Here is an 18,705-nt window from a genome sequence, read left to right as displayed (position 1 = left end):
ATAGAAGTGTTAGATATAGAGGTGAAAAAATGGATATTCATAAAAAAGATGTTATTCGACTATTAGAAAATATAGCAGTACTAATGGAATTAAAAGGCGAAAACCCTTTTAAAATATCAGCATTTAGAAAAGCAGCAAATGCTTTAGAATCGGACGATCGAAGCTTGGCTCTTATTGATGACTTTACAAAGATAGCGGGGATTGGAAAAGGCACTTCTGCCGTAATTAAAGAATTTGTTGAGACAAAAAGATCAGAGGTTTTGGACCAATTGCAAAAAGAAGTACCAGAAGGGTTACTGCCATTATTAAAGCTTCCAGGGTTAGGTGGCAAAAAAATTGCCAAGCTATATAAAGAACTTCATATAGATAGTGTAGAGTCTTTAAAACAGGCTTGTGAAGAAAATAAAATCCAAGGATTAGCTGGCTTCGGAAAAAAGTCAGAAGAAAAAATACTAGCGGCTATTGAGGAAATGGGCAGTCGCCCTGAACGGTTACCATTGTCTTTCATGTTGCCAATAGCTGAAGAAATTGAAGCGTATCTTGAAGAATGTGAAGGAATTGAAAGTTACTCAAGAGCAGGAAGTCTGCGTCGTATGAGAGAAACAATTAAAGATTTGGACTTTATTATTTCTACAAATGAGCCTGGTAAGGTAAGAGATCAGCTCTTAGCTTTACCGAAGCTGTCAGACACTATTGCGAGTGGAGATACGAAGGTTTCAGTTCAATTGCAATATGAATATGAAGTGAGTGTTGATTTTCGTTTAGTTAAGCCTGCAGAATTTGCTACAACTCTCCATCATTTTACGGGCTCAAAGGATCATAATGTAAGAATGAGACAGCTTGCAAAAGAACGTGGCGAAAAAATAAGTGAATATGGTGTAGAAAATATAGAAACAAATGAAATCAAAACGTTTCAAACGGAGGAAGAGTTTTATCAGTATTTTAACCTCCCACATTTTTCACCTGAAATTCGTGAAGATGGAACAGAGGTAGATTCGTTTCATCATCAAATTAAGCTTATCTCTTTAGAAGATATAAAGGGAGATCTTCATATGCACTCAACTTGGAGTGATGGTGCATTTACGATTAGGGAAATGGTAGAGGCTTGTCGTAAGAAAGGCTACAAATATATTGCTATTACTGATCATTCTCAATATTTAAAAGTAGCAAATGGTTTAACACCTGAAAGATTAAGAGCACAAAAAAAGGAAATTGATGCTCTGAACGAAGAATATGACGATATAACAATCCTTGCTGGAGTAGAAATGGATATACTTCCTGATGCTACATTAGATTATGATGATGAGCTACTAAAGGAAATGGACATTGTTATAGCTTCTATCCACTCTAGTTTTTCACAATCACAGGATGTGATTATGAAAAGATTAAAAACAGCTCTTGAAAATCATCATGTTGATATTATTGCACATCCAACAGGAAGAATTATTGGTAAGCGTAAGGGATATGATGTGGATATTGATCTATTAATACAGCTGGCAAAAGACACGAATACCGCGCTTGAATTAAACGCAAATCCTCATCGTTTAGACTTAAACTCAGAATATGTAAGGAAAGCTCAAGAAGCTGGAGTGAAAATTGTGATTAATACTGATGCGCATAATATGGAAATGCTAGAAGATATGACAATAGGTATCTCAACAGCTAAAAAAGGTTGGATTGAGAGTGAAAATGTTATGAACACTTGGGATCTTGACAGACTTAAATCATTTTTAAATAGACATCATAGTGAGTAACACTTTATACATTTGTTTTATAGAAAGTCATGCCTACTAAAATAATGGCATGTTTGTTCTAATTAGGAGGTAAACCACATTGCAGCAAAAAGTTTTACATGTGTTAGAGTTTGAAAAAGTAAAAGAACAACTAATAAAGCATGCTTCATCTTCTCTTGGAAAAGAGAAGGCAAAGGCACTTATTCCTTCAAGTGATTACATGGATGTTGTCACTCTCCAAGAGCAAACAGATGAGGCTGCAAAGGTGCTCAGGCTGAAGGGAAACATACCATTAGGTGGACTTGTTGATGTAAGGTCAACGGTGAAAAGAGCGAAAATTGGTGGTATGTTAAGCTCGGTGGAATTAATAGAGGTTGCCGGAACTTTATATGCTGGGCGTCAAATGAAGCGGTTTGTTGAAAAAATGGTAGAGGAAGAAATCGAATTAACACATTTGCCACAACTTGCAGAGCAGATTGTTATTCTTCATGACTTAGAGAGAAATATAAATCAATGTATTGATGATAATGGCTATGTACTTGATAGTGCCAGTGTGACTTTAAAAGGAATCCGTCAACAATTAAGAACAAATGAAGCAAGAGTTAGAGATAAATTAGAATCAATGATCCGCTCTTCTTCTGCTTCTAAAATGTTATCAGATGCAATCATTACGATAAGAAATGACCGTTTTGTTTTACCAGTTAAACAGGAATATCGAGCTTCGTATGGTGGGATTGTTCATGATCAATCCAGCTCTGGTGCGACGTTATTTATTGAGCCTCAAGCTATCGTAGAATTGAATAATGTTCTGCAGCAGGCTAAGGTAAAAGAAAAAGTAGAAATCGATCGAATTTTAACGCTTTTATCACAGGAAGTTGCGGAGCAAGGCGATGACATTTTACAAAATGTCAATTGCTTAGCAGACATGGATTTTATGTTTACAAAGGCTAAATATGCAAAGCAAATTAAAGGGACGAAGCCGGAAGTGAATCAAGATGGTGTTATTCGGATGCTAAAGGCTCGACATCCACTTTTACCTTTAGACGAAGTTGTTGCTAATGATATTGAATTAGGAACTGATTTCACAACAATCGTTATTACAGGACCGAATACAGGTGGGAAAACAGTTGCTCTGAAAACTCTTGGATTATGTATACTTATGGCACAGGCCGGGTTACAAATTCCAGCACTAGATGGTTCAGAAGTGACTGTTTTTAAAGCAGTATATGCCGACATTGGTGATGAGCAGTCAATTGAGCAAAGTTTAAGTACATTCTCTTCACATATGGTGAATATTGTTGATATTCTTAAAAAAGCAGATGACCAAAGTCTTGTGTTGTTTGATGAGCTTGGAGCTGGAACTGATCCGCAAGAAGGGGCAGCATTAGCTATCTCTATTCTTGATGAAGTGTATAACAGAGGAGCAAGAGTTGTTGCAACAACTCATTATCCGGAATTAAAAGCGTATGGCTACAATCGTCCAGGCGTAATTAATGCGAGTGTTGAGTTTGATGTCACAACCTTAAGTCCAACGTATAAACTTTTAATCGGTGTTCCCGGTCGTAGTAACGCCTTTGAAATTTCCAAGCGACTAGGATTACAAGAACAAATCATTAACATGGCAAAGGCACAAATGACTGACGAAAGTAATGAAGTTGATACAATGATTGCTTCATTAGAAACAAGCAAAAAATCAGCTGAACATGAACGTGTTGAGGCGGAGAGATTTCGTCAAGAAGCTGAAAAGCTCCATAAAGAGCTTCAAAAACAAATCATTGAATTTAATGAGCAACGTGACGCTTTATATGAAAAAGCAGAACGTAGTGCGGCAGAAAAACTAGAAGAGGCAAACAAAGAAGCTGAACAAATTATTAGAGATTTAAGAAAGATGCGCAAAGAACAGCATGCTCAAGTAAAGGAGCATGAATTAATTGATGCAAAAAAACGACTGGAAGAAGCTCAGCCTCATTTTGTGAAAAGCAAAAAGGTAGAGAAAAAGGAGCCTGTTAAACAGGAGTTCCTGCCTGGTGATGAAGTAAAAGTGATTAGTTTTGACCAAAAGGGTCATCTTGTTGATAAAGTTAGTGATAATGAATGGCAAGTGCAAATGGGGATTATGAAGATGAAGGTTAAAGAAGCAGATCTTCAATACATTAAACGTCCTAAGCAGGAGGTACAAGCAAAGCCATTAGCTGCTGTAAAAGGAAAAGATTATCACGTCTCACTTGAATTGGATTTACGTGGAGAACGATATGAAAATGCCTTATTAAGAGTAGAAAAATACTTGGATGACGCAGTTTTAGCCGGATACCCAAGAGTATCCATTATCCACGGAAAAGGAACAGGTGCACTGAGAACAGGTGTTAAGGAGCTATTAAAGAATCATCGCAGCGTGAAGAATACACGATTTGGAGAAGCTGGTGAAGGCGGTACAGGTGTAACAATAGTTGAACTCAAATAGTGGGGAGAAGATGATATGAATACATTTTGGGAAAATGAGCTTGTTCAAATTGCTGCCTACTATAGTGTTGTTGTACTATGTATCATTGTATTTTTGACCATATTTGAACTCGTTACGAAATATAAAAACTGGGAAGAAATTCAAAATGGTAATTTTGCCGTTGCAATGGCTACTGGTGGGAAAATTTTTGGGATTGCAAATATCTTTCGATTTTCTATTAATCAACATGATAGCTTACTGGAAATGATGGGCTCAGGTTTATTTGGCTTCATATTGTTACTTTTAGGTTATTTTATTTATGAATTTATGACGCCTAAATTTAAAATAGATGAAGAAATTCAAAAGGATAATCGTGCAGTAGGGTTTATTTCGTTAGTCATATCTGTAGGTTTATCATTTGTTATAGGGGCAGCAATATAAGGAGTGTATAATTTTGGAGACGTTGGCAAAGGTAATGTTCGGTTTATGCGGTCTATTTATTTTAATTGGGGTTATTTATTTAGTTTTCTTTTAGATGATATTGATCAATGAGTCTGGCTATATGTCAGGCTTTTTTATTTGTTTAATTAAGTTGCTATATAGTGAGTATGCCTTTTATAAATATTTTATATTTCTGAAAATAAAAAAATCTGCTATACTTTTTTTAAGTGGAAACGCAAATGAATATTTTTCAAAAAATTAGATTTCCTCATTGCTTATATATCCCTCAGGAGGAGGAGAGTAAAATGGAAAGTCAGAAGCCTTGGTTATCATTATATCCTACCGAAATTCCTCATCAAATTAATACTGACCAAAAACCACTGCATTATTATTTAGAGCAATCTGCACTAGAATTTCCTAATAAAATCGCTATTCATTTTTTAGGAAAGGAGTTAACCTATTCAGACCTATACGATCAATCTTTAAAGCTGGCGAATTATTTTCAATCCTTAGGGTTAAAAAAGGGAGATCGTGTGTCAATAATGCTTCCAAATTGTCCACAAGCAGTGATCTCTTATTATGCCGTGTTACTAGCTGGCGGTATTGTTGTTCAGACGAATCCTTTATATATGGAAAGAGAATTAGAATACCAGCTAAAAGACAGCGAGTCCACTTTTATCGTAACGCTTGATTTGTTATATCCGAGAGTTTCTAAAATGAAAGCGTTAACAAAATTGCGGCATATTATCGTCACAAGCATTAAAGATTATTTGCCATTTCCGAAAAATTTATTGTATCCTTTTGTCCAAAAGAAGCAAAATCAAATCGTTGTAAAAGTAGAACATGAGGGTAGCACTCATTTATTTAAAAAAATTATGGAATTATCAAAGCCTTCTGTTGAAGTACCATCATATATTCCTTCAGAAGACGTGGCTCTCCTGCAATATACTGGAGGTACAACAGGTTTTCCTAAGGGTGTTATGCTTTCACATGAAAATGTTGTTTCAAACACAAAGATGTGTGCTGCATGGATGTACAAATGCAAAAGAGGCGAAGAATCTGTATTAGGAATTATTCCGTTCTTTCATGTTTATGGGATGACTACGGTTATGAACTTATCTGTGATGCAAAGCTTTAAAATGATTCTTTTACCAAAGTTTGATGCAACAGATACATTAAAAACAATTGAAAAATTAAAGCCAACATTATTTCCAGGTGCTCCAACAATTTATATTGCACTTTTAAATCATCCTGATATTCATAAGTATAATCTTTCCTCAATCGAATGCTGCATAAGTGGGTCGGCTCCACTTCCTGTTGAGATACAAGAAAAATTTGAACAAATTACAGGTGGAAAATTAGTAGAGGGCTATGGCTTATCAGAAGCCTCACCTGTTACTCATTCAAATTTTATTTGGGGGAAAAGAAAGAAAGGCAGTGTTGGTGTTCCATGGCCAAACACAGACTCAGTTGTTCTTTCCTATGAAAATGGGGGAATTGCTGAGCCTAATGAACTTGGAGAGATTGCAATTAGAGGTCCTCAAGTTATGCAAGGATATTGGAATAAAAAAGAAGAAACAGAAGCAACGATTAAAGATGGCTGGCTGCTAACAGGTGATATTGGCTACATGGATGAAGAAGGTTATTTTTATATTGTAGATCGTAAGAAAGATATGATAATTGCTGGTGGGTTTAATATTTACCCACGTGAGATTGAAGAAATTCTATATGAACATGAAAAAGTCAAAGAGGTAGTTGTTGCTGGAATTCCTGATCCTTACCGTGGAGAGACAGTAAAAGCTTATATCGTTTTAAAAGATCATCAACATGCAACAGCAGAGGAATTTAATGAATATGCGCGTAAACATTTAGCTGCATATAAGGTACCTCACATTTATGAATTTAGAGAGGACCTTCCTAAAACAGCTGTTGGTAAAATATTAAGACGTGCATTAGTTGACGAGGAAAAAGAAAAAATGAAAAACGCAAACTGAGACAAAATAAAGAGGTCGAGAGGGTTTATACTAAAGACCCTCTCGATTACATAATTAAAAAATGAAAATAAAAAATTGCTAATTGAGGGCTTGACATAAAGCTAAGGAAAACTTAAGATTAAATTATGAATGATGGTTCATTCATTAAGAAAAAGGAGTCGAACATTACATTGAGACAGAAGAAACCGAAGTTTATTCAAATCATTGATGCAGCTGTAATTGTCATTGCTGAAAATGGTTATCATCAAGCACAAGTATCTAAGATTGCAAAGCAAGCAGGAGTTGCCGATGGAACCATATACTTATATTTTAAAAATAAAGAAGACATCCTTGTCTCTCTTTTCCAAGAGAAGATGGGAGTTTTTATAGAAAAAATTGAAGAAGAAATAAAAGATAAAACGAATGCAGCTGATAAGTTGTATTCTCTGATAGAAAAACACTTTACACTGCTTTCAGAGGATCATCAACTTGCCGTTGTTACACAACTAGAGTTAAGACAGTCTAATAAGGACTTACGACTTCGCATAAACGAGGTATTAAAGGGTTACCTCAATGTTGTTGACAAAATTATTCAAGAAGGAAAGGAAAGCGGAGAATTTAGACAAGACTTAGATTTAAGATTAGCACGACAAATGATTTTTGGAACCATTGATGAAACAGTGACAACATGGGTCATGAATGAACAAAAATACAGTTTGGTTAATCAAACAAAGAAAGTTCATGATTTATTTGTTTACGGTTTTGTGACTCCTAAACCTTCGTAAAATTTGTTCCCTTCTGTAAATAAGGGAAGGGACATGATAAATAATGCATTTTCCTACTATAAAGAAAATACATTTAAGTAGATTTTAGTAAATAGGAGGAAATTAGATGAAGCTGTTAAAGCAAACCAAAGAAAACCATATTGCTGTTGTAACGATTAATCATGAACCAGCAAATGCGCTTTCATCAAATGTTTTGAAAGAGCTTTCAATTTTACTTGATTCAATTGAACAAGATGAACAGGTCCGAGCAGTCGTTCTTCATGGTGAAGGAAGATTTTTCTCTGCTGGAGCAGATATAAAGGAGTTTGTTACTGTTTCATCAGACGGAGAGTTTTCAAAATTAGCGCATGAGGGACAGAAAATATTTGAAAGAATTGAAAATTTCCCTAAGCCGATTATTGCAGCCATACATGGAGCTGCATTAGGGGGAGGATTAGAACTTGCAATGTCTTGTCATCTACGAATTGTAACAGAAGATGCAAAGCTTGGATTACCGGAATTACAGCTAGGAATTATTCCAGGTTTTGGTGGTACTCAAAGGCTACCAAGATATGTCGGTAAGGGCCGTGCATTAGAAATGATGGTAACAAGTGAACCAATCCTAGGGAAGGAAGCAGTTGAACTTGGTCTTGCAAATCATGCATACCCGCAAGAGAGTATGTTAGAAGAAGCGAAGAAATTAGCAGGCAAGTTTGCTCAAAAAAGTCCAGGGTCAGTTAAAGCAGTCATATCACTTTTAAATGCTTCCAAAATTTCCACCTATGAAGAAGGAATGAAACAGGAAGCTAAGCTTTTTGGGGAACTTTTTAATAGTGCTGATGCAAAAGAGGGGATTACAGCTTTTATTGAAAAGAGAAAGCCAAATTTTACGGGAAAATAGAATATCTATTTAAAATACTTAACTTAACATGGGGGAATGGAAAATGAATATCTTCGTAATTATGAAAAGAACGTTTGATACTGAGGAAAAGATTGCTGTGCAAAATGGACAAATCAATGAAGATGGAGCAGAGTTTATTATTAATCCTTATGATGAATATGCAATTGAAGAAGCTATTCAATTACGTGATGCTAATGGGGGAGAAGTAACAATAGTCACAATTGGTGGAGAGGATTCAGAGAAAGAATTAAGAACAGCTTTGGCTATGGGGTGTGATAAAGCTGTTTTAATTAATACTGAAGATGATTTAGAAAATGGTGATCAATATTCAACTTCAAGAATTTTAGCTGAATATTTTAAAGATCAAGAAGTAGATATTATCCTTGGTGGAAATGTAGCTATTGACGGTGGATCTGGTCAGGTTGGTCCAAGACTAGCTGAGTTATTGGATATTGCGTATGTCACAACAATTACTAAGCTTGAAATCGATGGAGACAAAGCAACGATTGTTCGAGATGTAGAGGGAGACTCTGAGGTTATTGAAGCATCTCTTCCAATTCTTGTAACAGCTCAACAGGGGTTAAATGAGCCTCGTTATCCATCATTACCTGGAATTATGAAAGCGAAGAAAAAGCCATTAGATGAGCTTGAATTAGATGATCTGGATTTAGACGAAGACGATGTTGAAGCTAAAACAAAAACAATTGAAATCTATTTACCACCGAAAAAAGAGGCTGGAAAAGTATTAGAAGGTGAAATAGAGGATCAAGTAAAAGAATTAGTTTCATTACTTAGAAATGAAGCGAAAGTTGTTTAATTGAAAGAGAAGGTTCTGAAGTGTCTGGGAGAGAAATTTTAAATAGTTGAACAGGGGGAAATAATGATGGCAAGAAAAGTACTTGTATTAGGTGAGGTTCGTGATCAATCATTACGTAATGTATCTTTTGAGGCAATTGCTGCAGGAAAAACAATTGCAGAGGGTGGAGAGGTTGTTGCTGTTTTATTAGGAGATAATATTTCCGCATTATCAACCGAATTAATTCATTATGGTGCTGACCGTGTTGTAGCGGTGGAAAATGAAAAATTACAAACATATACACCAGATGGTTACTCTCAAGCTTTATTGTCAGTGATTTCAGAAGAAAATCCAGAAGGCATTGTTTTTGGTCATACAGCACTTGGTAAAGACTTGTCACCTAAAATTGCAGCAAAATTAGGCTCAGGGTTAATTTCAGATGCAACAGCTATTGAAGTGACAGGAGGAAATGTTGTATTTACTCGTCCGATATATTCAGGAAAAGCATTTGAAAAGAAAATTGTAACTGACGGAGTTATCTTTGCCACTATTCGTCCAAACAATATCGCTCCACTTGAGAAAGATGATTCAAGAAGTGGAGACACGAGTAAACTATCTGTTGATATTAAAGATTTAAGAACAATCGTAAAGGAAGTTGTTCGTAAAGCTTCAGAAGGTGTTGATTTGTCAGAAGCAAAAGTTGTTATTGCAGGTGGTCGTGGAGTTAAGAGTGAAGATGGTTTTGAACCTTTAAAAGAATTAGCAAATGTTTTAGGGGGAGCAGTAGGGGCTTCACGTGGAGCATGTGATGCTGAATACTGTGATTACTCTCTTCAAATCGGTCAAACTGGAAAAGTTGTAACTCCTGATTTATATATTGCATGCGGAATCTCAGGTGCTATTCAACATCTAGCAGGTATGTCAAACTCTAAAGTTATAGTGGCAATTAACAAAGACCCTGAAGCGAACATCTTTAAAGTAGCTGATTACGGAATCGTAGGAGATCTATTTGAAGTTGTTCCACTATTAACAGAAGAGTTTAGAAAATTAAAGGTTCATGCATAATTTAATCTAACCAAAAAGCACGTTTCCAAAGCGTGCTTTTTATTTCGGACCGTTTTTAGTAATAATAGTAAATTATGTTGCTCTTCACTATTGTTTTAAACAAGAGTGAAATGGAGCGAAAGACACTCGACTCCTGCGGGAGCAGAGGAAAGGCTGAGACCCCGCAGGCAAAGCCGAGGAGGCTCAGCTTCCTCCCCGCGGAAAGCGAGTGTCTGTAGCGCAATGTAACGAACTATTTTCACACGGAATGAGAAATAAAGTAGTATAAGGTGTATTTGCTTCAAAACAACTTATTTTATACATATTATGTCGTTTATTGAAAAAACATGTTATTCTTTCTCAACATAGGGAAAAGTAATACTGAAGCAAATCATTAGCTTACTTAGCACTGGAATGCTATACTTTAAACATATTTACCCTTACAATTTAGGAGGAATTACGAATGGCAATTACAAATGTAACAGATCAAACATTTTCAAACGAAACGAACGAAGGTGTCGTATTAGTAGATTTCTGGGCACCATGGTGCGGACCTTGTAAAATGATTGCTCCAGTTCTTGAAGAGCTTGATACAGATATGGGAGATAAAGTGAAAATTGTTAAGGTTGATGTTGATGAGAACCAAGAAACAGCTGGTAAATTCGGCGTTATGAGTATCCCAACCTTACTAGTACTAAAAGACGGTGAAGTTGTTGATAAAGCTGTAGGATATCAGCCAAAAGAAGCGCTTGCTGAGGTTTTAAACAAGCACGTATAAGAATTACATTGATTGTTATCATGCTGTTAAGAAAAAGGATTGACCTAGTGTCAATCCTTTTTACAATGAATGCATTATAGGAAAGAATTTCATAGAATACGACAAATTAACAAAGGACGAAAGAAAGTGTACATGATAAAATGGTCTATAGCTATTTTTATATAGGCAGTAATTCGCCTTTTTAATTCAAAATTAAAGTGGGGAATTACTGCCTATCTTATTGTCAATTACTAATTACAAAAGGAGTGTCTGCTATGATAGAGCATATTAAGGAAAAGCTTGCACTTCTTCCTGATCAACCTGGTTGTTATATCATGAAGGATCGACAGGGAACTGTCATTTATGTAGGGAAAGCAAAAGTACTGAAAAATCGCGTTCGCTCATACTTTACAGGCTCACATGATGGAAAAACTTTACGCTTAGTTAATGAAATTACTGACTTTGAATATATTATTACCTCTTCCAATTTAGAAGCATTAATATTGGAATTAAATCTTATTAAAAAATATGATCCTAAATACAATGTGATGTTAAAGGATGATAAAACATATCCTTTTATTAAAATTACAAATGAACGGCACCCTAGACTCCTTGTAACAAGACAAGTTAAAAAGGATAAAGGAAAGTACTTTGGGCCATATCCTAACGTTCAATCAGCGCGTGAAACAATAAAATTACTAGATCGTTTATACCCGCTAAGAAAATGCTCGACATTGCCTGATCGTGTTTGTCTTTATTACCATATGGGCCAATGTTTAGCACCGTGCGTAAAAGATGTGTCAGAAGAAACAAATCGACAAATGGTAGAAGAAATTGCGAAGTTCCTAAATGGTGGATATAAAAATATTAAGAATGAATTATCGGAAAAAATGAGTAAGGCTGCAGAAGAGCTTGAATTTGAGCGGGCAAAAGAGTTTAGAGATCAAATTCTTCATATAGAAGCAACGATGGAAAAACAAAAGATGACGTTAAATGATTTTGTTGATCGCGATGTGTTTGGGTATGCATATGATAAGGGTTGGATGTGTGTACAAGTCTTTTTTATCCGACAAGGAAAATTAATTGAACGTGATGTTTCAATGTTTCCAATCTATGATAGTCCTGAACAGGAGTTTCTAACGTTTTTAGGTCAATTTTATTCTAAAACGAGTCACTTTATCCCAAAGGAAATCCTTCTTCCGGATAGTATCGAATTCGAATTAGTTGAAAAGTTGTTAGACGTAACAACACTTCAGCCTAAGCGTGGTAAAAAGAAGGACCTTATATTATTAGCTCACAAAAATGCAAAGATTGCTCTTCAAGAGAAATTTTCTTTAATTGAAAGAGATGAAGATAGAACAATTAAGGCTGTTGAAAATTTAGGTGATAAATTAGGAATCCATACTCCCCACCGAATTGAAGCATTTGATAATTCAAACATACAAGGAACTGACCCTGTATCTGCAATGGTTGTGTTTGAGGATGGAAAGCCGGCAAAAAAATATTATCGCAAGTATAAAATAAAAAGTGTAAAAGGTCCTGATGATTATGAGTCTATGAGGGAAGTTGTCAGAAGACGTTATACAAGAGTTTTAAAAGAACAATTAGCATTACCTGACCTGATTATTATTGATGGTGGAAAAGGGCATTTGGCAGCTGCTCAGGATGTGCTAGAGAATGAGTTAGGATTATCTATTCCTGTAGCGGGATTAGTAAAAGATGATAAACACCGAACTTCTGAGCTCATTATAGGTTCACCACCTGAATTTATACAGCTAGAAAGAAACAGTCAGGAATTTTACCTGCTTCAAAGAATTCAGGATGAAGTTCACCGTTTTGCGATCACCTTTCATCGTCAACTTAGAGGAAAGAATGCCTTTCAATCTATTTTGGATGATATTCCAGGTGTTGGAGAACAAAGAAAAAAGATGCTCTTAAAACATTTTGGATCTGTTAAAAAAATGAAAGAAGCAAGTCTCGATGATTTTAAAGAAGCTGGTATGCCGGAAAATATAGCAAAGCAAATAACAGATTATTTAAAAGAGGAAAATGGGAACTGATATTTCATTATATTTCCTTACAAACAATCTCTTGCGCTTTATTAAAATGTTTGATAAGATTTTATTAATTTGATATTGATCGTTAGTTTGTAAATGATGGTAGAGGTGCGGTCATTATGAGTAACTGGTTTGAGGAAAGTGGATTCCAATGACAACCAGTGAAAGGAATGATTGCCGAAGTGATAAAAGCTCCATTACTTTTATCGCTGGTTTTACATTTAAGAGATGTAAAATTGTCAAGAAACACTATGTTCTTGGAGAGCTATCTCATTGTATAAGCGAATAAATACTTTTCGTTTAATTAGCAATGGGATCTTATGCGCCCATTGCTTTTTTGTTGTTCTGCAATGTGATTTCTTATCTACTAACAAATGATCGATCATTGATAAACAAAATGGAAGGTGAGATATCATTGGGTATTATTGTTCAAAAATTCGGCGGGACGTCTGTGGGTTCAGTAGAGAGAATTCAAAATGTTGCGAATCGTGTGATACAAGAGAAAGAGGCAGGTAACGATGTGGTTGTAGTTGTTTCTGCAATGGGGAAATCGACTGATCAACTTGTTGATTTAGCGAGTCAACTAACTTCTAAGCCGAGCAAGCGTGAAATGGATATGCTTCTTACAACTGGTGAGCAAATAACTATTTCCCTTTTATCAATGGCGCTAATAGAAAAAGGGTATGATGCCATTTCATTTACTGGCTGGCAGGCAGGAATTGAAACAGAGTCAACGCATGGAAATGCAAGAATTACTAATATCAATCCACAAAAAATGAATAAAGAGCTAGAGAAAGGAAAAGTTGTCGTTGTTGCCGGGTTCCAAGGGGTAGCGGTAGAAGGTCAGATTACTACATTAGGTAGAGGTGGATCTGATACGACAGCAGTGGCCATAGCGGCAGCACTGAAAGCAGACAAGTGTGACATATACACTGATGTAACTGGAGTCTATACAACGGATCCTCGATTTGTAAAGGAAGCAAGAAAACTAGAATCGATATCATACGATGAAATGTTAGAATTAGCAAATTTAGGAGCTGGTGTTTTACATCCTAGAGCAGTAGAGTTTGCGAAAAATTATAACATCCCATTAGAAGTTCGTTCTAGTATGGAAAATGAGCGGGGCACAATTATTGAGGAGGAAGCGGAAATGGAACAAAACTTAATTGTTAGAGGAATTGCATTTGAAGATCAAGTAACAAGAGTATCAGTGTTAGGATTACCTAATGAATTAACAACATTATCAACTATTTTTTCAACATTAGCGAAAAATGGGCTAAATGTGGACATCATAATTCAGAATACAACAACTGATAACAAAGCTTCTATTTCTTTTTCAGTAAAAACAGGTGATCTTGAAGATACTATTCGTGTATTGGAGCAGTATAAAGAAGAGTTAGGTTATGAACGAGTTGAATCTGAATCTGAATTAGCAAAAGTCTCTATTGTAGGTTCAGGAATGGTTTCAAACCCTGGTGTAGCTGCAGAGATGTTTGATGTATTAGCAAAACAAGGTATTGAAGTGAAGATGGTTAGTACATCTGAAATTAAAGTTTCAACGGTTATTTCTCAAGCGCATATGGTATCTGCTGTTGATACGTTGCACAATGCGTTTGAGCTCTCAAAACCTGCTGCAACCGTGTAATTCAGAATAAGAGGGGAGATTGCCCCTCTTATTCTATTATTATTCACCTTTGGCTTCTTTTACCTAACGGTGCATCATCAAGAATGTCTTTGCTATCCCACTTTACAGTAAACACAACTTTGTTCGCACGCTTCTTTAGTTGCTCATATGTCTCAGTTATATGCTTGTTCATCATCTGAAGTTGTTCAGCTATAAACCCTGCTTCTAACTGAAACGTATATTCATTACTTTTAGAAAAACGAATAGAAATTAGTTCTCCACTTAGCTCAAATTCCATTTCATTTTTTTTATTATGTAGCAAAGTAAGCTGTCCCCATCCTGCTGCTTGAAAAAAATCAGAGAGTTCTTCAATAGAGGATACAGGGTATTTTCGTGCTAAGCCTTTACCTGCCCAATAGAGCATTTGCTGGTAGTCTTGGCCGAGAATGTCAGGGATTAAAACTTCCCTAAGTAGTTCCAGTCCGAATGCAGGCATTTGGATATTTTCTAATTTGTCCTTATCAAGTCTTGCGGATTGTTTGTTCACGGTATTCCCCTCTTTCTATTTCATATTATATATCAACATCCAAGGTGAAAAACATGAAATATTAAGGAAAATTATGAACTGCGTAAGTTAGAACTAGTAATGAGTATGAAATTTCCAGAATAGGATGCTAAAGTAGGTTGTTTTAAAATAAGGTATACTGATAAAATAAAATTACATGTAATTAGTATTTGTCGAAAAATTATAATTTATGAACACGTTTTCTTGACGCTCTTTCTTTAAGGGAGTAAAATGTACTTGTTGCATTTACCTACTTTTAAACTGGCATGAAAGATTACTAGACTGCTAGTTTATATTCGTAAATTTTGCTGACTGTAATGTAGACCACTATTACATTTGGTAAACTTTATCAGGAAACAAATTAGTTTTAAAAAAGTGAGCGCATTATTGATACTAGGGGGTAAGTTTTATGGCTGGAAACCGAGAGTTTATTAATCGTAGACTGCACTCATTACTTGGAGTAATTCCGGTAGGGATCTTTTTGATTCAGCATCTAATCGTCAACCATTTTGCCACAAGAGGTGCAGAAGCATTTAACAATGCAGCACACTTTATGGAAATGTTGCCATTTAGGTATGTGCTTGAGATTGTAATTATTTTCCTTCCACTTTTATACCATGCGATTTACGGAGTTTATATTGCATTTACAGCAAAAAACAATGTAAGTAACTATGGCTATCTTCGAAATTGGTTATTCATGCTACAGCGTGTAACAGGAATTATTACCTTTATATTTATCGCTTGGCATGTATGGGAAACGAGAATTGCTGCTGCACTTGGAGCAGAAGTAAACTATGACATGATGGCTTCTATCTTAAGTAGTCCTTTTATGCTTGTATTCTACTTAATTGGTGTTATTTCAACCGTGTTCCATTTTGCTAATGGTTTATGGTCATTTGGAGTTAGTTGGGGAATCACAGTTACTCCTCGCTCACAAGTAATCTCTACTTATGTCACGCTCGGTATCTTCTTAGCGTTATCATTCGTGGGTGTTCGAGCAATCTTTGCATTCGTCTAATCCAGCAATAGCTATTAAAGGGAGTGGGCTTAATGAGTAAAAGTAAAATTATCGTTGTCGGAGGCGGGTTAGCTGGTTTGATGGCTACTATTAAAGCTGCTGAAGCCGGCGTTCAAGTAGATTTATTTTCATTAGTACCTGTTAAAAGATCGCACTCAGTGTGTGCGCAGGGTGGTATTAACGGGGCTGTTAATACAAAAGGTGAAGGAGATTCACCTTGGGAGCACTTTGATGACACTGTTTATGGTGGGGATTTCTTAGCAAATCAACCACCTGTTAAAGCAATGGCTGAAGCAGCACCTGGAATTATACACTTATTAGACCGAATGGGTGTAATGTTCAACCGTACTCCAGAAGGATTGCTAGATTTCAGACGTTTTGGTGGTACTCAGCATCACCGTACAGCTTTTGCTGGAGCAACGACTGGTCAGCAGTTACTATATGCTTTAGATGAGCAAGTAAGACGTCATGAGGTAGCGGGTCTTGTCACAAAATATGAAGGATGGGAATTCTTAGGTGCGGTTATTGATGATGATCGAGTTTGTCGCGGGGTTACTGCACAAAACTTAACATCTATGCAAATTGAATCGTTCCGGGCAGATGCTGTTATTATGGCAACTGGTGGACCGGGAATTATTTTCGGAAAATCAACTAACTCTGTTATCAACACTGGATCTGCAGCATCGATTGTTTATCAGCAAGGTGTTCATTATGCAAATGGTGAATTCATTCAAATTCACCCGACCGCAATTCCAGGAGATGATAAGCTTCGTCTAATGAGTGAATCTGCTCGTGGAGAAGGTGGACGAGTTTGGACATATAAAGATGGGAAACCTTGGTACTTCCTTGAAGAAAAGTATCCAGCTTATGGAAACCTTGTACCTCGTGATATTGCAACACGTGAAATCTTTGATGTTTGCGTAGAGCAAAAGCTTGGAATCAATGGTGAAAACATGGTTTACCTTGATTTATCCCACAAAGATCCAAAAGAACTTGATATTAAACTAGGTGGTATTATCGAAATCTATGAAAAGTTCATGGGTGATGATCCACGTAAAGTTCCAATGAAAATCTTCCCTGCAGTTCATTATTCAATGGGTGGATTATGGGTTGATTATGACCAGATGACAAATATCCCAGGTTTATTTGCAGCAGGTGAGTGTGATTACTCTATGCACGGTGCAAACCGTCTAGGTGCCAACTCATTGCTTTCTGCAATCTACGGTGGTATGGTAGCGGGTCCTAATGCTGTTAAGTACATTAATGGACTTGAGAAGAGTGCTGAAGATCTTTCTTCTAGTGTGTTTGAGAGCCATGTAAAACAGGAAGAAGATAAATGGAATAATATCATGAGCTTAGATGGTACTGAAAATGCTTATGTTCTTCACAAGGAATTAGGAGAATGGATGACAGATAACGTTACCGTTGTAAGACATAATGATAAGCTTCTAAAAACAGATGAGAAGATTCAGGAACTTATTGAGCGTTTTGATAACATCAATATTAATGATACTGCTAAATGGAGTAATCAAGGTGCAGCCTTTACTCGTCAGTTAAAAAATATGCTTCAGCTATCACGTGTTGTAACACTAGGTGCTTACAACCGTAATGAAAGTCGTGGAGCACATTATAAACCTGAATTCCCAGAGCGAAATGACGAGGAATTCTTAAAAACAACGATGGCAACATATGCAGGTGACCGTACTGCACCTAAATTCCACTATGAAGATGTGGATGTATCATTAATTAAACCACGTAAACGCGATTATTCTAAAAGCAAAAAGGGGGATAACTAATGAGTGAAAATAGAGTAGTTCAGTTTATTATTACCCGACAAGAATCACCAGAAGCAGCCCCTTATCAGGAAAAATTCGAAATACCTTATCGTCCGAATATGAATGTTATATCGGCGTTAATGGAAATTCGTCGTAATCCAGTAAATGTTGAGGGGAAACAAACAACGCCAATTAACTGGGATATGAACTGTTTAGAAGAAGTTTGTGGTGCGTGTTCAATGGTGATCAATGGAAAGCCTCGACAATCTTGTACAGCTCTAGTTGATCAGCTTGAACAACCGATCAGACTTGAACCAATGCGTACGTTCCCTGTTGTTCGCGATTTACAAGTTGATCGTAAACGTATGTTCGACTCACTTAAAAAAGTTAAGGCTTGGATTCCGATTGATGGAACTTACGATTTAGGTCCTGGACCACGTATGCCAGAGAAAAAGCGTCAATGGGCTTATGAGCTATCAAAATGTATGACTTGTGGAGTATGTTTAGAAGCTTGCCCTAACGTGAATAGTAAATCAAACTTCATTGGTCCTGCTCCACTATCACAAGTTCGTCTATTCAATGCTCATCCTACTGGTGAAATGAATAAGTCTGAGCGTCTTGAAGCAATTATGGGAGACGGTGGATTAGCAAACTGTGGTAACTCACAAAACTGTGTGCAATCTTGTCCAAAAGGTATTCCTTTAACAACATCGATTGCAGCATTAAATCGTGATACAGCATTTCAATCATTCCGTAATTTCTTTGGTAGTGACCAAGGATAACTGTAAAAAGGGACTGACTTCCGTGTCAGTTCCTT

At 36.3% G+C, this 18,705-nt stretch carries 15 protein-coding genes and 1 riboswitch; of the genes, 14 read left to right on the top strand and 1 reads right to left on the bottom strand.

What is annotated here, in order from left to right; all coding sequences use genetic code 11:
- The first annotated feature begins 29 nt into the window (after positions 1 to 29).
- From polX to LPC09_RS18590, 11 genes are all read left to right on the top strand, one after another.
- Complete coding sequence (gene polX, locus LPC09_RS18640) at positions 30 to 1,754, top strand: DNA polymerase/3'-5' exonuclease PolX (protein WP_231307974.1); 1,725 nt, start codon at positions 30 to 32, stop codon at positions 1,752 to 1,754.
- A gap of 79 nt (positions 1,755 to 1,833) precedes the next feature.
- Positions 1,834 to 4,194 carry an endonuclease MutS2 gene (locus LPC09_RS18635; RefSeq protein ID WP_231307973.1) on the top strand — a complete coding sequence of 787 codons (2,361 nt, stop codon included), beginning with the start codon at positions 1,834 to 1,836 and terminating at the stop codon, positions 4,192 to 4,194.
- 15 nt (positions 4,195 to 4,209) lie between these two features.
- The gene (locus LPC09_RS18630) at positions 4,210 to 4,614 is read left to right on the top strand and encodes a DUF350 domain-containing protein (protein ID WP_098795873.1); all 405 of its coding nucleotides are present in this window, start codon (positions 4,210 to 4,212) and stop codon (positions 4,612 to 4,614) included.
- Positions 4,615 to 4,919: 305 nt separating this feature from the next.
- On the top strand, positions 4,920 to 6,608 hold the full coding sequence (locus LPC09_RS18625; protein WP_231307972.1) for an AMP-binding protein: 1,689 nt from the start codon (positions 4,920 to 4,922) through the stop codon (positions 6,606 to 6,608).
- A 170-nt stretch (positions 6,609 to 6,778) separates the two neighbouring features.
- Complete coding sequence (locus LPC09_RS18620) at positions 6,779 to 7,372, top strand: fatty acid metabolism transcriptional regulator FadR (RefSeq protein WP_231307971.1); 594 nt, start codon at positions 6,779 to 6,781, stop codon at positions 7,370 to 7,372.
- A 106-nt stretch (positions 7,373 to 7,478) separates the two neighbouring features.
- Complete coding sequence (locus LPC09_RS18615) at positions 7,479 to 8,252, top strand: enoyl-CoA hydratase (RefSeq protein WP_231307970.1); 774 nt, start codon at positions 7,479 to 7,481, stop codon at positions 8,250 to 8,252.
- Between the two features lie 43 nt (positions 8,253 to 8,295).
- Positions 8,296 to 9,069: an electron transfer flavoprotein subunit beta/FixA family protein gene (locus LPC09_RS18610; protein WP_231307969.1), complete on the top strand. Its 774-nt coding sequence runs from the start codon at positions 8,296 to 8,298 to the stop codon at positions 9,067 to 9,069.
- A 66-nt stretch (positions 9,070 to 9,135) separates the two neighbouring features.
- The gene (locus LPC09_RS18605) at positions 9,136 to 10,113 is read left to right on the top strand and encodes an electron transfer flavoprotein subunit alpha/FixB family protein (RefSeq protein ID WP_231307968.1); all 978 of its coding nucleotides are present in this window, start codon (positions 9,136 to 9,138) and stop codon (positions 10,111 to 10,113) included.
- 442 nt (positions 10,114 to 10,555) lie between these two features.
- The gene (gene trxA / locus LPC09_RS18600) at positions 10,556 to 10,870 is read left to right on the top strand and encodes a thioredoxin (RefSeq protein WP_231307967.1); all 315 of its coding nucleotides are present in this window, start codon (positions 10,556 to 10,558) and stop codon (positions 10,868 to 10,870) included.
- 254 nt (positions 10,871 to 11,124) lie between these two features.
- Positions 11,125 to 12,909, top strand: coding sequence for an excinuclease ABC subunit UvrC (gene uvrC, locus LPC09_RS18595; protein ID WP_231307966.1), 1,785 nt, complete (start codon positions 11,125 to 11,127; stop codon positions 12,907 to 12,909).
- Between the two features lie 92 nt (positions 12,910 to 13,001).
- Positions 13,002 to 13,182: riboswitch (Lysine riboswitch) on the top strand.
- Positions 13,183 to 13,321: 139 nt separating this feature from the next.
- Entirely contained in the window at positions 13,322 to 14,551 is a 1,230-nt protein-coding gene (locus LPC09_RS18590; RefSeq protein ID WP_231307965.1) for an aspartate kinase, read from the top strand.
- Positions 14,552 to 14,594: 43 nt separating this feature from the next.
- On the opposite strand, the gene LPC09_RS18585 is transcribed toward LPC09_RS18590, so the two are convergent.
- Positions 14,595 to 15,026 carry a YslB family protein gene (locus LPC09_RS18585; RefSeq protein ID WP_098795934.1) on the bottom strand — a complete coding sequence of 144 codons (432 nt, stop codon included), beginning with the start codon at positions 15,024 to 15,026 and terminating at the stop codon, positions 14,595 to 14,597.
- A 478-nt stretch (positions 15,027 to 15,504) separates the two neighbouring features.
- Here LPC09_RS18585 and LPC09_RS18580 point away from each other — a divergent pair, with 478 nt between their 5' ends.
- From LPC09_RS18580 to sdhB, 3 genes are read left to right on the top strand one after another with little or no spacing between them, the layout of a single operon-like run.
- Positions 15,505 to 16,113 carry a succinate dehydrogenase cytochrome b558 subunit gene (locus LPC09_RS18580; protein ID WP_231307964.1) on the top strand — a complete coding sequence of 203 codons (609 nt, stop codon included), beginning with the start codon at positions 15,505 to 15,507 and terminating at the stop codon, positions 16,111 to 16,113.
- 32 nt (positions 16,114 to 16,145) lie between these two features.
- The gene (sdhA, locus tag LPC09_RS18575; protein ID WP_231307963.1) at positions 16,146 to 17,909 is read left to right on the top strand and encodes a succinate dehydrogenase flavoprotein subunit; all 1,764 of its coding nucleotides are present in this window, start codon (positions 16,146 to 16,148) and stop codon (positions 17,907 to 17,909) included.
- Positions 17,909 to 18,670, top strand: a complete 762-nt coding sequence (sdhB, locus tag LPC09_RS18570; protein ID WP_098795884.1) for a succinate dehydrogenase iron-sulfur subunit — start codon at positions 17,909 to 17,911, stop codon at positions 18,668 to 18,670. The genes sdhA and sdhB overlap by 1 nt, the downstream gene beginning before the upstream one ends.
- Positions 18,671 to 18,705: the final 35 nt, after the last annotated feature.

Origin of the sequence: Metabacillus sp. B2-18 (assembly GCF_021117275.1) — a bacterium.
GTDB lineage: Bacteria > Bacillota > Bacilli > Bacillales > Bacillaceae > Metabacillus.
This window is presented reverse-complemented; position numbering and strand designations above follow the sequence as displayed.

Bases quoted from the DNA above. Each gene is read 5' to 3' on its own strand.
- polX (WP_231307974.1), top strand. From the start codon at position 30: ATGGATATTCATAAAAAAGATGTTATTCGACTATTAGAAAATATAGCA.
- LPC09_RS18630 (WP_098795873.1), top strand. From the start codon at position 4,210: ATGAATACATTTTGGGAAAATGAGCTTGTTCAAATTGCTGCCTACTAT.
- LPC09_RS18625 (WP_231307972.1), top strand. From the start codon at position 4,920: ATGGAAAGTCAGAAGCCTTGGTTATCATTATATCCTACCGAAATTCCT.
- LPC09_RS18615 (WP_231307970.1), top strand. From the start codon at position 7,479: ATGAAGCTGTTAAAGCAAACCAAAGAAAACCATATTGCTGTTGTAACG.
- LPC09_RS18610 (WP_231307969.1), top strand. From the start codon at position 8,296: ATGAATATCTTCGTAATTATGAAAAGAACGTTTGATACTGAGGAAAAG.
- LPC09_RS18605 (WP_231307968.1), top strand. From the start codon at position 9,136: ATGGCAAGAAAAGTACTTGTATTAGGTGAGGTTCGTGATCAATCATTA.
- trxA (WP_231307967.1), top strand. From the start codon at position 10,556: ATGGCAATTACAAATGTAACAGATCAAACATTTTCAAACGAAACGAAC.
- uvrC (WP_231307966.1), top strand. From the start codon at position 11,125: ATGATAGAGCATATTAAGGAAAAGCTTGCACTTCTTCCTGATCAACCT.
- LPC09_RS18585 (WP_098795934.1), bottom strand. From the start codon at position 15,026: ATGCCTGCATTCGGACTGGAACTACTTAGGGAAGTTTTAATCCCTGAC.
- LPC09_RS18580 (WP_231307964.1), top strand. From the start codon at position 15,505: ATGGCTGGAAACCGAGAGTTTATTAATCGTAGACTGCACTCATTACTT.
- sdhA (WP_231307963.1), top strand. From the start codon at position 16,146: ATGAGTAAAAGTAAAATTATCGTTGTCGGAGGCGGGTTAGCTGGTTTG.
- sdhB (WP_098795884.1), top strand. From the start codon at position 17,909: ATGAGTGAAAATAGAGTAGTTCAGTTTATTATTACCCGACAAGAATCA.